The sequence below is a fragment of the Pseudomonas oryzihabitans NBRC 102199 genome (assembly GCF_000730625.1).
In the GTDB taxonomy this organism is placed as follows: domain Bacteria; phylum Pseudomonadota; class Gammaproteobacteria; order Pseudomonadales; family Pseudomonadaceae; genus Chryseomonas; species Chryseomonas oryzihabitans.
In genome coordinates this window covers 1-13,563 of sequence record NZ_BBIT01000009.1, presented here as the reverse complement: position 1 = coordinate 13,563, position 13,563 = coordinate 1, and the positions used below count along the sequence as shown (strand labels likewise).

12 protein-coding genes and 2 tRNA genes are annotated in these 13,563 nt (G+C 65.1%); 5 read left to right on the top strand and 9 right to left on the bottom strand.

What is annotated here, in order from left to right; all coding sequences use genetic code 11:
* Positions 1 to 76 precede the first annotated feature (76 nt).
* The 3 genes from POR01S_RS10425 to POR01S_RS10415 are packed head-to-tail and all read right to left on the bottom strand — an operon-like array spanning position 77 to position 1,224.
* Positions 77 to 424, bottom strand: a complete 348-nt coding sequence (locus POR01S_RS10425) for a hypothetical protein (protein ID WP_027596850.1) — start codon at positions 422 to 424, stop codon at positions 77 to 79.
* Positions 421 to 813, bottom strand: a complete 393-nt coding sequence (locus tag POR01S_RS10420; RefSeq protein WP_037007225.1) for a phage holin family protein — start codon at positions 811 to 813, stop codon at positions 421 to 423. Before POR01S_RS10420 ends, POR01S_RS10425 begins: the two co-directional genes overlap by 4 nt.
* Positions 814 to 828: 15 nt before the next feature.
* Positions 829 to 1,224, bottom strand: a complete 396-nt coding sequence (locus tag POR01S_RS10415) for an ElaB/YgaM/YqjD family protein (RefSeq protein ID WP_037007227.1) — start codon at positions 1,222 to 1,224, stop codon at positions 829 to 831.
* Between the two features lie 352 nt (positions 1,225 to 1,576).
* On the opposite strand from POR01S_RS10415, the gene POR01S_RS10410 reads away from it, so the two are divergent.
* A complete protein-coding gene (locus POR01S_RS10410; protein WP_007159080.1) occupies positions 1,577 to 1,864 on the top strand; it encodes a DUF3509 domain-containing protein in 288 nt (95 codons plus the stop codon).
* A gap of 125 nt (positions 1,865 to 1,989) precedes the next feature.
* Here POR01S_RS10410 and POR01S_RS10405 read toward each other — a convergent pair whose 3' ends face one another.
* The 4 genes from POR01S_RS10405 to POR01S_RS10390 all read right to left on the bottom strand — a co-directional run bounded on the left by POR01S_RS10405 (position 1,990) and on the right by POR01S_RS10390 (position 7,742).
* Positions 1,990 to 2,427 carry a hypothetical protein gene (locus POR01S_RS10405; protein ID WP_042135673.1) on the bottom strand — a complete coding sequence of 146 codons (438 nt, stop codon included), beginning with the start codon at positions 2,425 to 2,427 and terminating at the stop codon, positions 1,990 to 1,992.
* 15 nt (positions 2,428 to 2,442) lie between these two features.
* The gene (locus tag POR01S_RS10400) at positions 2,443 to 2,724 is read right to left on the bottom strand and encodes a DUF3509 domain-containing protein (protein ID WP_007159078.1); all 282 of its coding nucleotides are present in this window, start codon (positions 2,722 to 2,724) and stop codon (positions 2,443 to 2,445) included.
* A gap of 97 nt (positions 2,725 to 2,821) precedes the next feature.
* On the bottom strand, positions 2,822 to 3,703 hold the full coding sequence (rfbD, locus tag POR01S_RS10395) for a dTDP-4-dehydrorhamnose reductase (RefSeq protein WP_042135671.1): 882 nt from the start codon (positions 3,701 to 3,703) through the stop codon (positions 2,822 to 2,824).
* A 568-nt stretch (positions 3,704 to 4,271) separates the two neighbouring features.
* Positions 4,272 to 7,742: a hybrid sensor histidine kinase/response regulator gene (locus tag POR01S_RS10390; RefSeq protein WP_027596846.1), complete on the bottom strand. Its 3,471-nt coding sequence runs from the start codon at positions 7,740 to 7,742 to the stop codon at positions 4,272 to 4,274.
* Positions 7,743 to 7,900: 158 nt separating this feature from the next.
* Here POR01S_RS10390 and POR01S_RS10385 point away from each other — a divergent pair, with 158 nt between their 5' ends.
* Positions 7,901 to 8,467 carry a GNAT family N-acetyltransferase gene (locus POR01S_RS10385; RefSeq protein WP_027596845.1) on the top strand — a complete coding sequence of 189 codons (567 nt, stop codon included), beginning with the start codon at positions 7,901 to 7,903 and terminating at the stop codon, positions 8,465 to 8,467.
* A 186-nt stretch (positions 8,468 to 8,653) separates the two neighbouring features.
* Positions 8,654 to 11,110: a putative bifunctional diguanylate cyclase/phosphodiesterase gene (locus POR01S_RS10380; RefSeq protein WP_042135669.1), complete on the top strand. Its 2,457-nt coding sequence runs from the start codon at positions 8,654 to 8,656 to the stop codon at positions 11,108 to 11,110.
* Here the strand turns inward: POR01S_RS10380 and POR01S_RS10375 are convergent.
* Both POR01S_RS10375 and rdgC read right to left on the bottom strand, forming a co-directional pair.
* Positions 11,060 to 12,001, bottom strand: coding sequence for a bile acid:sodium symporter family protein (locus POR01S_RS10375; RefSeq protein WP_042135663.1), 942 nt, complete (start codon positions 11,999 to 12,001; stop codon positions 11,060 to 11,062). The two genes, POR01S_RS10380 and POR01S_RS10375, sit on opposite strands and share 51 nt — an antisense overlap.
* A gap of 60 nt (positions 12,002 to 12,061) precedes the next feature.
* Entirely contained in the window at positions 12,062 to 12,982 is a 921-nt protein-coding gene (rdgC, locus tag POR01S_RS10370; RefSeq protein WP_007159072.1) for a recombination-associated protein RdgC, read from the bottom strand.
* 210 nt (positions 12,983 to 13,192) lie between these two features.
* On the opposite strand from rdgC, the gene POR01S_RS10365 reads away from it, so the two are divergent.
* Both POR01S_RS10365 and POR01S_RS10360 read left to right on the top strand, forming a co-directional pair.
* Positions 13,193 to 13,268 (top strand) — tRNA-Val (locus POR01S_RS10365).
* Positions 13,269 to 13,281: 13 nt separating this feature from the next.
* Positions 13,282 to 13,358, top strand: a tRNA-Asp gene (locus tag POR01S_RS10360).
* The last annotated feature ends 205 nt before the right edge of the window (positions 13,359 to 13,563 follow it).

Genomic DNA, 13,563 nt, shown 5'->3' with positions numbered 1-13,563 from the left:
TTTGAGTAGCGTTCGGCTTGACCATGCGATAAGGGTGCCAGATGACAGAATGGCTCCCGAGGGAGCCATTCTCTACCTAGCGCGGCGGTGGCAGCGGATGTTCCGCCTGCCGTTGTTCACGATGGTGAGCCTGCAATCGGTTGACGATCGGGTAGAGGGCCAGACCGATGCGGGCCAGACGGCCCACCGCGCCCAGGCGTTTGCCGAACAACGACAGGAATACCGTGGCGCCGAGCATCAGCGGCTTCTTCGCCGAGCTGGCGACCTTGTCCCGATTCGGCCGCACCAGATCGCCGATGAGGCTGATGGGGTTGTGCAGGGGCTGGGCGTTGTAGATCAGCTGCTGGCGATACATTTCCATGCGCAGCCGGACCAGTTCCTTGCGCTTGGCCTGGCTGGTGGCAGAGGTAAGCGGCTGGTTCATGGCAGTAGGCGCTCCCGGTTGCGGTTGAGTTCTTCCAGGGTGGCATGGAAGGGCGCGGCGCCCTTGACCAGGCTCAGGGCCCGCAGGATGCAGATCGCCAGCGCCACGGCATAGAAGGCGCACAGGCCCAGAGTCGCGGCCATGCGATAGGTATCCCAGAAGGCGATGATGACCGCCGCCGAGACTCCGACCAGCACCAGCAAGCCGAAGATCAGGCTCAGGCCGGTAAAGAGGAACAGCTGGAAGGTCCGGACCTTCTCTTCCTGAACCTCGATGCCCAGCAGTTCCAGATGGCTCTGCAGTAGCCCTACCACCGCGCCGGCGAGACGCTTGACCGATGGCTTGGGCGCCTCGTCAGGCAGCTCCCGTGGAGGAGAGGAGGTGTCCATGGCAGTCCCCCAGGTTTAGCGGCGCGAGGCCAGCAGACCGATCAGAAAGCCGACGCCGGCAGCGATGCCCAGGGCCTTGAAGGGATTGTCGACCACGTACTCCTCGGTGGTCTCCTTGGCCGCGACGCCCTGGCGATAGAGATCGTCCTGCTTGGTCTTGAGGACGTCGCGGGAGCGTTCGAGGCTGGAACTCAACTTGGCGCGCAGCTCGTCCGCCTGCTCACCGGCCATGCTCGCGGTGTGCTTGAGCAGCTGCTCGGCGTCTGCCAGCAGGGTGTGAAATTCGTCGGTCAGTGCCTGCTCGGCCTCGCCCAGATGACGACGGACCCGGTCAGCGTTCTGCTTGTGTGCCTGCTCATCGATGTCAGCGGCAAGCTCGTCTTTGATCACGGGAGGGGTTTTGTCGGTCATGGCGCGCTCCTGGTAGGCGATGGGTATCCGTTTCAGCCCTTTCGAGTGAGCGCCTGGAGCAAAGGTTCCACCGGCCAGAGCCATCCCGGCACGAGCCAGGCGCCTCTATAAGGTGGCCAGGCATGGCACCCGAAACGCAGCCCAAGGCGGACGAATGGTCATACCTTTTCGATTCAGCCTCGCCAAAAGTTCCGTACCTAATACGGATTAGAAGAGCTGGCTCACAAAATCAGGCGCTAGCGCCATTGCTCGTCTTATTCAAGTAAGACGCAAGAACTTTGCTGTTTCTATCACTGTCAGTTGCGTCGTATTTGATCGTCCATGCACTTCTAGACAAATAAGAGGGGGAAGAATGGAAAACGCCATAGATAGACTGACTGCCGCTTTCAGTACTTATAAATGCTCGGTTACGGCGCCTCGCCCTGACGGCAGTATTGTGCTGACGGTGCAGGATCAGCAGTGTGACGATGCGCGAGTGAACCGGGTGGTCAGCGCCCGGCAACTGGGCGAGAGCCAGCTGTTGAAAACGGTGATCGACGAGGTTCGCAAGGACGTGTCGCTGCGGGCCGGTGCGCTGGCGCCGCAATCCATGGCGGTGCTGCGGGCCACGGGCGCCAACATGCTGAGATATTCCGAGTAACACCACGGCTTCAAAGCTTCAGCGCGAGACTTGCAGTACGGATGCCCTCGGCATTCGTTGGTCTCGGACGTTGAAGATTAAAAGATGGCAATCAAGTAGTTAGCGTTAATCCCGCAACGCCTTCGTCAGCTCTTGCACTTCAGCAGACGGCATCCCGCGCAGGGAAGTTGAGTCGCAGGCAGCTGGTACATGGGGCAGGCGACGTCCACCAATCCCCAGGACGGAAAGCCCTGTCCGGCCTGCACGGCAGCCAGCCGCGCATTGGCGATCACACCATTGAGCAGCTCTTCTTCCCGATACAGCGCCTGGCGCAAGGTCGGCGAGCGATAGAGGATGCGTCCGCACCTGTCCAGCAGGGTAAAGGAAAACCGTCCGGTACGATCCGGCAGGGTCGGCCAGACCTTGAGCGGTGCCAGCTGTTCGTCGAGACGGGCGCAGGTCAGCTGATACAGCGAGGTGGGCGCCGGCTGCCGCTCGGGCGCCGCCGTTTCCAGACTGTCGAGCAGCGGAGCGGCGTTCGCCGCCTGCAAGAGACGAGGGGTGGAGCCTTCCATGGTATGCATAGCGCGGATCCCTGCTCAGTTCGCGACGGTCAGACGGGGCGCACCGCCAGTGCCACCGGCCAGCAGGGCCGTGACGCCATGGCCCTCGTCGATGGCGATACCCAGCCGGATGCTGTCGATCAGGCGCGCGAGGCGGGTGTGGTCATGCAATTGCTGCTTGCTGATCAACCGCTTGACCTTGACGCCGCTATCGTCGGACAGCGTCAGGCTGACGCTGCCGTCGAGGCGTTCGATGCGGAAATTGACCCGAAAGTCTTGCTCGAAAGCCGCGGCGATGAGTTGGAAAGGGTTGTCCATGACGTACCTGACTGGCGTGAGCGGGGTCAGTGCCATTGACTTCCAGGGGCAGGGGTAGTTCTGGAGGAAATCCCAGAAGTATGACCGACGGCCCGTTTCAGCCGCTCACCTGAAGTTCGCGCTCGCTCCAGCACTGGGCGAAAGCCGCTTGCCAGTGGGGTAGCGGCTGCCCCAGCACCGCTGCCAGCTTTTCGGTGGACAGCCGCGAATTGATGGGGCGATGCGCCGGGGTGGGGTAGGAACTGCTGGGGATCGGATTGAGACGAGCCTTCAGCTGACCGGTCTCGCGCAGGCGCTGGGCGATCTGCTCGGCGAAGCCGTACCAGGAGGTGGTGCCGTTGGCCGTCAGGTGATAGGTGCCCCAGAGGCCATCGTCCTGGTTGCTGTGGGCCAGCAGGCGCTCGGTGGCGTCGGCGATGGTCCGGGTCCAGGTGGGCGCACCGATCTGGTCATCGACGATGTTCAGTTCGTCGCGCTCGCTGAGCAGCCGCACCATGGTGCGCAGGAAGTTGTTGCCCTGCCAGGAATAGACCCAGCTGGTGCGCAGGATCAGGTGGCGTTCGGCGTGTTCGCGCACGGCGTTCTCGCCAGCCAGTTTGGTCCGGCCATAGACATTGAGCGGACAGGTCGGATCCTCTTCCCGGTAACGGCCTTCCCTGGTGCCATCGAAGACGTAGTCGGTGGAGTAGTGGACCATGGGGATGCCCAGCTGCTGCGCCGCCCGGGCGAAGACCTGGGGCACCCGCTCGTTGATCAGGGTCGCGGTCTCGGCGTCGCTCTCCGCGGCGTCCACGGCGGTATAGGCGGCGGCATTGATGATGACATCGGGCTTTGCGGCCAGGACGCGGTCATGGAGCGCGTCCAGCTGGGTGAAATCCACCTGGGCCCGGCCGATGACGGTTACCTGGGCCTTGGTGGCCAGCAGTTTTTGCAGCGCCTGAGAGAGTTGGCCGTGTTGACCGGCGATGAAGACGTTCATGTGACTGAGCTGATTCCAGAAGGGCTGGCGCGTCCATGCCTGATTGACAGGGTGGGCGTCGCCACGACAGCCCTGAGCAAAAGCAGGCAGTCTACCCGATGACCGGCAGAGGACAAGGCTAGCCTTTAGCCTGCCCTCTGTCCTGGCTGTCGGCTCTAGCCTGCGGGCTGCCTCCAGCTACCGCCCTCGGCAAGATGGCGCAAAAATTTGTTTCACGAATACTTGACAATTGTGCGACGGCTGACAGGTCTCCGTTGGTCATTTTCATCCGGAGTTGTGCACAAGTTGTGCTAGCGCTTGTCAAGCCCTCTTTCGCCCGGAGTTTTGTCTGCCGGAAATCCTGCTTTTAAATTAAGTTGTTGATTATGTTGAACTTATTAAAGTGATTAAAAAATGATCAACTTGTTTGAGGGGCCCGCAGAGCAAGGCTCCGGGTTCTTTTCCACCATGTTTTCAACAAAGTTATCAACAGAAGCTGTGGATTGTTCCGTCTCGCTGGGCCTCGGCAACCTCAATCGACGCTGAACGAAAGACCGGTCGGCAGCGTGCTCAGCCGCCTCGGTTTCGCTCAACCGGACAAGGCCAGTTGACGGCTCAGCAGGGCGCGCAGTGAAGCCGGCTTCACCGGCTTAGGCAGGAAGTCCAGGCGCGCCTGGCGCACCTTGTCCAGGCATTCCGGGCGGCCATCGGCACTGATGACGATGCCGGGGATGTCCTGGCCCAGGGTCTGGCGAATCCATTCGGCGACATCCGGGCCGGTGTCGGCATCGCTCAGGTGGTAGTCGACGATGAGCAGCCGCGGCACCACGCCCTGGGCGAGCAGGGCCGCGCACTCCTCGCGGCTGCGTGCGGTCCAGACCTGGCAGCCCCAGCGGCCCAGCAGGCTGCGCAGGCCGAGCAGGATGCTATCTTCGTTGTCGATGCACAGCACCGGATCGCCGGCCAGGGGCTGGGCCGCCTCGCTGGCGGCTGCGGCCTGGATGGCCAGGGCGGGGGCCAGGGGCACCTTGACGCTGAAGACGCTGCCATGACCCGGCCAGGAGCGTACCGAGAGTTCATGGCCGAGCACCCGGCAGAGACGGTCGGCGATCGCCAGGCCCAGCCCAAGGCCCTTTTCCGCGCGGGTCTGGTGGCTGTCCAGCCGCTTGAATTCCTCGAAGATCAGCTCGAGCTTGTCCGCCGGAATGCCTGGGCCGCTGTCCCAGACTTCCAGGCTCACGTGCTGGCCCTGACGGCGCACGCCGAGCAATACCCGGCCGTGGGCGTATCTCAGGGCGTTGGTGAGGAAATTCTGCAGCACCCGGCGCAGCAGCTTGCTGTCGCTGTTGACCACCAGGCGGCTGCTGCGGATGCGCAGGCTGGTGCCCTGGTTCTGCGCCAGGGCCTTGAATTCGACGCCCAGGGCTTCGAACAGGGTGGCCAGGGAGAAGGGCGCCGGCGCCGCCAGGATGCGCCCGTTCTCCAGCCGCGAGATATCCAGCAGATCGGCGATCAGGTCTTCGCTGGATCTGAGAGCGCTGTCCATGTTGCGCACCAGCTCCTGGGCTTCCTGGGCCAGGCCGTCCTGGTGGGCGAGGGCGGCGGTGAACAGCCGCGCGGCGCTCAGAGGTTGCATCAGGTCATGGCTGACCGCGGTGAGAAAACGACTCTTGGACTGGTTGGCCGCTTCGGCGTGAGCCTTGGCTTCCTCCAGGGCCTGGTTGAGCTGGGACAGTTCGCGGGTGCGTTCCTCGACACGCTGCTCCAGGCCCTCGTTGGCTTCGCGCAGGGCGCGTTCGGCCTCGCGGAAGGCGGTGATGTCGGTAAAGCTCATCACGAAGCCGCGGCCGGGCATGGGGCTGCCGATCAGCTCGATCACCCGGCCATTGGGAAAGGTCCGCTCCGAGGTGTGGGGAATGCCCTGGCGCATCCGCTCCACCCGGCGCGCCACGTGCTCGTCGGGATCGCCCGGGCCACAGAGGCCGCGCAGGGCGTTGTAGCGGATGATCTCGGCGATGGGGCGACCGACCTGGATCATGCCGTCGGGATAGTCGAACAGCTCCAGGTAGCGCTGATTCCAGGCCACCAGGCGCAGCGACTGGTCGACCACGCTGAGGCCCTGGGAGATGTTCTCGATGGCGCCCTGCAAGAGCGCCCGGTTGAATTCCAGCACCTCCGAGGCTTCGTCCGCGATGCGCACCACGTCGTCGACCTGCATGTCGCGGCCTTCGATGGCGGCCTTGACCACCGCGCGGGCGGAAGAGGCACCGATCACCCCGGCCAGCAGCCGCTCGGTCTGGGCGATCCATTCGCTGTTGGCGTTCATCCCGGGGTGATAGGTCAGGCCGCTCTGCTCGGCGAAGCGGCTGAAGCTCAGGCGGGCGCGCTCGTCGCCGACGAACCGGGCGGCCAGCAGCCGCAGGTCCTCCAGCTTGACCGCCAGCAGGGCGCGATTGCGCGGTCGGGGCAGGGCGTACTGGGCGATGAAACGCCCGGCCTGCCAGTATTCCGAGACCCGGGTGCGCGAGAGCAGCGACACCAGGGCGAACAGCAGGAAGTTGCCGGCCAGGGAGACCAGGGCGCCGACGGTGGTCGGTTGCAGCGTCCGCTCCCCCGCGGGCTGCTCGAACCAGGCGAGGCCGGGAAAGGCTTCCAGCGACCATTGCAGACTGGTGGCCACCACCGGCAGCACCATCAGATAGCCCCAGAGCAGGGCTCCGGCGGTGAGACCGGCAAAGACGCCGCGGCGATTGGCGGCCTTCCAGAACAGCGCCCCGACCATGGCCGGTCCGAGCTGGGCGATGGCGGCGAAGGCGATCTGGCCGATGGTGGCCAGGCTGGCATTGGAGCCCAGCAGGCGATAGCTGCAATAGGCCAGGACCAGGATGACCACGATGCTGGCGCGGCGCACCGTGAGCATCCAGTGGCTGAACACCGCATGGGGACTCTCGACCTGACCGCGGCGCTTGAGCAGCCAGGGCAGGACGATGTCGTTGGAGATCATGGTGGAGAGGGCGACGCAGGCGACGATCACCATGCCGGTGGCCGCCGAGGCGCCGCCCAGAAAGGCCAGCAGGGCCAGCCAGGGACGCTCCTGGGCCAGCGGCAGGCTGATGACGAAGGAGTCGGGCAGCACACCGCCGGGTAGGTGCAACTGGCCGGCCAGGGCGATGGGGATGACGAACAGCGCGGCCAGCGCCAGATAGAGCGGAAACACCCAGCGCGCCAGGTTGACGTCCCGGGTGTCGGTGTTTTCCACCACGGTGACGTGGAACTGGCGCGGCAGGCACATCACGGCGATGAAGGCTACGCCGGTCTGGATCAGCAGCCCCGGCCAGTCCAGGGTTTCGCGCCAATATTCCTGCAGTTGCGGCGCCTGCTGCGAGCGGGTGAGCAGATCGGTGAAGCCGTCGTGCAGGCCATAGGTGACCCAGAGGCCGACGGCGATGAAGGCGGCGAGCTTGACCAGGGATTCGAAGGCGATCGCCAGCATCATGCCGCGGTGGTGCTCGGTGACGTCCAGGTTGCGGGTGCCGAACAGGATGGCGAAGACCGCCAGCACCAGGGAGACGAACAGCGCGGTGTCCTGGGCGCGGGTGCTCAGGGACTCGGCATTGATGCCGGTCAGCAGGTTGACGCCGATGACGATGCCCTTGAGCTGCAGCGCCAGGTAGGGCAGGACGCCGACCAGGCAGATCAGCGCGACGACGATGGCCAGCGTCTGCGACTTGCCATAGCGGGAGGCGATGAAGTCGGCGATGGAGGTGATGTTTTCCTTCTTGCTGATCAGCACCATCTTCTTCACCAGTTGCGGCGCCAGCAGCAGGAAGAGGATGGGCCCCAGGTAGATGGGCAGGAAGGACCAGAGCTGGTCGGCGGCCTGGCCGACCGCGCCGAAGAAGGTCCAGCTGGTGCAGTAGACGGCCAGCGACAGGCTGTAGACCCAGGCCCGCAGGCGCGGCCTGAGCGGGGGCCGGCGATCGCCGTAGAAGGCGATGGCGAAGAGCAGGGCCAGATAGCCGAGGGTAACGGTGATGATCAGTCCGCTAGGCAGGGACATGGCGACTCCAGACATTCCAGGCGCCCATCGCGCCCGGACAAAGTGTCGCACCTTGGGGTGCCAGACGTCAGTTCTGGTGCGTTGGGGGATGCCAGTGGGTTGAGCCGGGCGGCCGGCCCTGTTAGGTTGGCGGGCTGATTCAAGAGCGAGAGACCGTCATGTTCCAAGCGCAGCCCATTTCCCTGCAACGTGGTGCGCTGCGCCTGGACCCCCTGGCGGAAGGCGACGTGCTGGAGCTGGTCAGCCTGGCCGAGCGCAATCGCGAAGCGCTGCACTACCTGAGCGGGCCCCTGCGTCCGGACTGGTATCGCCAGGCCCTGGCCGAGCAGCGCGAAGGACGCGCCTTGCCCTTTGCCGTGCGCATCGCCGACCGGCTGGTGGGCACCACCCGTTTCGCCGACTTCCTGCCGGCGCTGCCCGCCGCCGAGATCGGCTGGACCTGGCTCGACAGCGAACAGCATGGCAGCGGACTCAACGGCAACATCAAGTACCTGATGCTGCGCCATGCCTTCGAGCACTGGCAGCTGGTGCGGGTGCAGCTCAAGACCGCCGCGACCAATCTCCGGTCCCAGGCCGCCATCGAGAAGCTGGGGGCGGTCCGCGAAGGCCTGCTGCGCCATCATCGGCGCCTGGCCGACGGACGTCTGGACGACACCGTGATGTACAGCATCACCGATCGCGAATGGCCCGAGGTCAAGGCGCGCCTGGAGGCGTCCTTCAACTAGCGGTGGCTCCTCGACTACCGTTCGTCGGCAGCCGCTGGCAGCGGTAGGGCGGCACCCCCTCTGCGTCGCTTATCTGGCGCCGGTAGTCCAGCGTAGCTGTCTTCCCGGGCCAACAGTTTTCCGCAAAACGGCCGACATGCCTGCTCAATGGCAAGAATTCGCCCGTCTCCTTTTGCGGATCGCTGTATGTCTTCACTGTCGCCTTCCTCTGCGCTGCGCACGCTGCGGGTCGTCTGGCCCTTCGTCATCATCCTGTCCTGCCAGGCGCTGGTCGCCATCGTCAGCCTGCAACTGCTGTCGACGGTGCGCGCCTATGTGTCCGCGGAAAGCCTGTGGAGCAAGAGCCTTGGCAACGCCATGCTGGCGCTCGGCGCCTACCTGGACGAAGGGCGGCCCGAGTTCTATCACGCTTACCTCGCGTCCATCAGCGTCAACGACCTCGACCGGGCGGCGCGGCAGGAACTCGATAGCGGCGGCGACCGGGCCGAAGCGGCGCGGCTGCTGCGCCTAGCCGGCAACAGCCCGGACGACATCGATGGCCTCATCGCGCTCTTCCAGATGGCTCGCCATGTGGAACCCTTCGAAGGGGTGATCGCCCGTTGGCAGATCACCGATCCCTACATGGACGAATTCCAGGCCCTGGCGCGCACCGGCTTCGAGTTGATCAAGCTGCGGGGACCGGGACCGGCGCTGATTCCGCTGAAACGCCAGCTGCTGGACCTGCACGACCGGATGATGCCGGAAACGGTGGCCTTCTCGGAGCGCCTGGGGGTGGCGTCGCGGCAGCTGGTGGCGGCCCTGTTCATCGCCAACGTCCTGGTCGGCGCCTTGCTGGTGCTCCTGGCCATCTGGCGCATGCACAGCCTGGTGCAGCAGCGCTGGCGCTCCGAGCAGGCGCTGCAGGCCGAAAAGGAACATATCCAGGTCATCCTGGCGTCCCTGGGCGATGCCGTGCTGGCGCTGAATGCCCAGGGTCGGCTGCTCTATCACAACCCGGCCGCGGAGCGCCTGCTGGCGTGGCCGGGGCTGGCGGCGGGTACGCCCGTCACCCACCTGTTCGACATCCAGACCGAGGACCAGCCGGCGTCGACCCAGCCGCTGGCCGAACGCCTGCGCAGCCAGGACTGGCTGGCGGGCAATGAGCCTCTGGCGCATCAGCTGGTGCGCATCGACGGCGCTCGGGTGCCGGTGGCCCTGACGGTGACCCCCCTGCCGCGGGGCGAGTCCGGCACCGGGGTGGTGCTGGTGATGCACGACCAGACCCGCGAACGCGCCTTTCTGCATGATCTGGCCTGGCAGGCCAGTCACGATGCCCTGACCGGGCTGCTCAATCGCCGCGAATTCGAGACCCGGCTGGAGCGCCTGCTGGCCCGCGAGGACCTGGCCTGCGCCTCGCTGCTGTTCATCGATCTGGATCAGTTCAAGATTGTCAACGACACCTCCGGGCATTTCCATGGCGATCGCCTGCTGCGCCAGCTGTGCGAATTGCTCGCTCAGCAACTGGGCGAAGAGGATTGCCTGGCACGGCTGGGCGGCGACGAATTCGGCGTGCTGCTGGAAAATCGTACGCCCGCGCAGGTCGAGGCGGTCGCCGAGCGCCTGCGCTGCTGCGTGGGTAGCCTGCAATTCGAAGCGGCCGGACAGGGCTTTCGCGTCGGTCTGAGCATCGGTGTGGTGCATCTGGGAGGTCAGGCCCTGGCGCCCGAGGAGGCGCTGCGCCTGGCCGATCTGGCCTGCTATGCGGCCAAGGACAAGGGGCGCAATCGCATCCAGGTCTTTGCCCCGGGCGATGTGGAGCTGGATCAGCGCCATGGCGAGATGGCCTGGGTGCAGCGCCTGCACCGGGCGCTGGCCGAGGACAGGTTTCGGCTATATGTCCAGCCGATCCTGGGGCTGGGCCAGGAGACCGTCGCGGATCGCCACGTGGAGGTGCTGATGCGACTGGAAGAGGGCGAGCGGCTGATCGCGCCGGGCGCCTTCATCCCGGCCGCGGAGCGCTATGGCCTGATGCCGGACCTGGATCGCTGGGTGATCGCCGCGGCCCTGGCGCGCTTCGCCGAGCTGCCCGACGGGTTGCTCGACACCCTGGCCATCAACCTGTCCGGGCACTCGCTGGGCGAGGCGGGTCTGGCCGATTTCGTCAGGCAGCAGCTGCAGCGCTGGCAGATCGCGCCGGCGCGCATCTGCTTCGAGATCACCGAGACCAGCGCGGTGGCCAATCTGGATGCGGCGCGGTTGTTTATGGACGAGTTGCGCGGCCTGGGGGTGAGATTCTCGCTGGACGACTTCGGCGCCGGGATGTCGTCCTTCACCTACCTCAAGCACCTGCCGGTGGACTACCTGAAGATCGACGGCAGCTTTGTCCGTCACCTCTTGGAGGACGCCGTGGACAGCGCCATGGTCGAGGCGATCAATCAGCTGGGCCATCTCACCGGCAAGAAGACCATCGCCGAGTTCGCCGAGAACCCGGCGGTGGTGGCGGCGCTGACTGCCCTGGGGGTCGACTATGCCCAGGGCTACGGCATCGCCCGGCCGCAGCCCTTCACCGAGGACACCTGCCAGGCGCTGCTCCGGCAGGTGTGGCACGAGACTTCAGGGACGCGCGTCGTCGTCCTTGAAGCGGCGGAAGAGGGTGGCCAGTAGCGCCCCGGAGATGTTGTGCCAGACGCTGAACAGGGCGCTGGGGACCGCGGCCAGCGGCGAGAAATGCGCCGTGGCCAGGGCGGCGCCGAGCCCGGAATTCTGCATGCCGACTTCCAATGCCAGGGATTTGCGCTGGGCCACTGGCAACTTGCAGAACTTGCCGGTGAGATAGCCGAGCAGGAAGCCGAAGCCGTTGTGCAGGATCACCACCGCCATGATCAGCAGCCCGGATTCCGCGATGCGCGCCTGGCTGGCGGCCACCACCGCGGCAACGATCACCACGATGCTCACCACCGAGGCCAGCGGCAGCACCTCGACCAGGGCGCCGACGCGCTGGCCGAGCAGACGCTGGGCGACTAGACCCAGGGCGATGGGCAGCAGCACCACCTGCAGGATCGACCAGAACAGCCCGCCAAAGGAGATCGGCAGCCAGGTGGAGGCCAGCAGCCAGATCAGCGCCGGGGTCAGCAGGGGCGCGAGCAGGGTGGTCACCGCGGCGATGGCCACCGACAGCGCCAGGTCGCCCTTGGCCAGCCAGGTCATGACATTGGACGCCGTGCCGCTGGGGCAGCAGCCGACCAGGATGACGCCGACGGCGATCTCCGGCGGCAGGTGGAACAGCTGACAGAGCGCCCAGGCCACGCCCGGCATGATGACGAAGTGGGCTACCACGCCCAGCAGCACCCGCCAGGGGTGACGGCCGACGGCGGCGAAATCCTCAACCTTGAGCGTCAGGCCCATGCCGAACATGATCACCCCCAGCAGCGGCACGATGGCCACGCTTAGCGGGTTGAATACTGCGGGGGCGAAGAACGCCAGCAGGGCGGCGAGCAGCACCCAGAAGGCGAAGGTATTGCCGACGAAGCGGCTGAAGGCGGCCAGGGCACGCATGGCAAACTCCTTTTTCAATAGGCAGAAAAAAGGCCGGTCTGCGCCGGCCTTGAGGTGAGCTTAGAGCCCCTGGGGCAATTCTTCACCACCCAGGGCTTCGATCAGCTGTGGCAGGAATTCAGCCAGGGTCATCATCATCAGCACGAAGCTGGCGTCCTGCTGGCCGAGGGCGTCTTCGCCGCCGTCCTGTTCGGCCTGGTCCTGCAGGAGGTCCTCGAACTTCAGGCGCTTGATGGTGACCTTGTCGTCCAGCAGCAGGGCCAGCTTGTCCTGCCAGGCCAGGGCCAGCTTGGTGACCAGCTTGCCGGCGCCCAGGTGATTCTGGATCTCTTCGCTGGTCAGGTCCTGACCCTTGCAGCGCACCACGCCGCCGTCTTCGCCGGCATCGCGCAGTTCGCACTCGTCGAGGATGTAGAGGCCATGGGTGGCGTCACCGGCCTTGACCCAGTCGGTGAAGGTGGCCATGGGGGCCTGCTTGACGCCCAGCGGGCGGACCGGCAGCGAGCCCAGGGCATCGCGCAGGGTGGAGAGCAGGTCCTCGGCGCGCTTGGCGCTGGAGGCGTCGACCAGGATCCAGCCCTGCTTGGGATCGATGGCGGCATAGGTGGTCTGGCGCCGGATGAAGGCGCGCGGCAGGAAGGCCTGGACGATCTCGTCCTTGATCTGCTCCTTCTCCTTCTTGTAGACCTTGCGCATCTGCTGGTTTTCGATCTCGTCGACCTTTTCCTGCACGGCTTCCTTGACCACGCTGCTGGGCAGGATGCGTTCTTCCTTGCGCGCGGCGATCAGGAAGAAGCCCTGGCTTTCGTGCACCAACGGCAGGTCCGGACCCTTGCCGAAGGGGGCGACGAATCCATAGGTGGACAATTCCTGGCTGGCGCAGGGACGAGCCGGCTTGGCGGCGAGGGCGGCTTCGAGGGCTTCGGTCTCGAAGGCGACTTCCTGGGTGAGACGGTAGACGAGCAGATTACGGAACCACATGGTGTCACTCCCAAAAACGAAGCGCGCATTATCCGCGTCGCCCGCCCCGGAGGCCAACCCCGGATCGCGATGGTCGTCGGGAATGCGCGCTTTCTTAGGTGCGCGCAAGGGCAGCGCTAAGCCTTTGGAAGTGCTGGGAAAATTTTTTTGAAAAAGGGGTTGCCAGGTCGTAAACCCCTCCGTAGAATGCGCCCCACTTCGAGAGCAAACGGGTGATTAGCTCAGCTGGGAGAGCATCTGCCTTACAAGCAGAGGGTCGGCGGTTCGATCCCGTCATCACCCACCACTCGAGGTAATGCGCAGCGGTAGTTCAGTCGGTTAGAATACCGGCCTGTCACGCCGGGGGTCGCGGGTTCGAGTCCCGTCCGCTGCGCCATTCAAAGGTTGTCTGGTCCTGAACGCCAGTAACCATCGAGAAGCGGCCCTAGTGGCCGCTTTTTCGTTTGGGCGCGATTTTTCTGGTCGGGCTTTCTCGGGTTTTTCCTTCTCTATGTAGCTTGCTTGGGTCGAGGGTTCTTGCCCTTCGGCCTGTTCGCATGCCTGTGGAAAACGCTGCGCGGTTTTCCACGCTACTGATTAAT

Coding starts and splice junctions, on each gene's coding strand:
- POR01S_RS10390 (WP_027596846.1), bottom strand. CDS start 7,742: ATGTCCCTGCCTAGCGGACTGATCATCACCGTTACCCTCGGCTATCTG.
- POR01S_RS10420 (WP_037007225.1), bottom strand. CDS start 813: ATGGACACCTCCTCTCCTCCACGGGAGCTGCCTGACGAGGCGCCCAAG.
- rfbD (WP_042135671.1), bottom strand. CDS start 3,703: ATGAACGTCTTCATCGCCGGTCAACACGGCCAACTCTCTCAGGCGCTG.
- POR01S_RS10415 (WP_037007227.1), bottom strand. CDS start 1,224: ATGACCGACAAAACCCCTCCCGTGATCAAAGACGAGCTTGCCGCTGAC.
- POR01S_RS10400 (WP_007159078.1), bottom strand. CDS start 2,724: ATGGACAACCCTTTCCAACTCATCGCCGCGGCTTTCGAGCAAGACTTT.
- rdgC (WP_007159072.1), bottom strand. CDS start 12,982: ATGTGGTTCCGTAATCTGCTCGTCTACCGTCTCACCCAGGAAGTCGCC.
- POR01S_RS10380 (WP_042135669.1), top strand. CDS start 8,654: ATGTCTTCACTGTCGCCTTCCTCTGCGCTGCGCACGCTGCGGGTCGTC.
- POR01S_RS10385 (WP_027596845.1), top strand. CDS start 7,901: ATGTTCCAAGCGCAGCCCATTTCCCTGCAACGTGGTGCGCTGCGCCTG.
- POR01S_RS10375 (WP_042135663.1), bottom strand. CDS start 12,001: ATGCGTGCCCTGGCCGCCTTCAGCCGCTTCGTCGGCAATACCTTCGCC.
- POR01S_RS10410 (WP_007159080.1), top strand. CDS start 1,577: ATGGAAAACGCCATAGATAGACTGACTGCCGCTTTCAGTACTTATAAA.
- POR01S_RS10405 (WP_042135673.1), bottom strand. CDS start 2,427: ATGCATACCATGGAAGGCTCCACCCCTCGTCTCTTGCAGGCGGCGAAC.
- POR01S_RS10425 (WP_027596850.1), bottom strand. CDS start 424: ATGAACCAGCCGCTTACCTCTGCCACCAGCCAGGCCAAGCGCAAGGAA.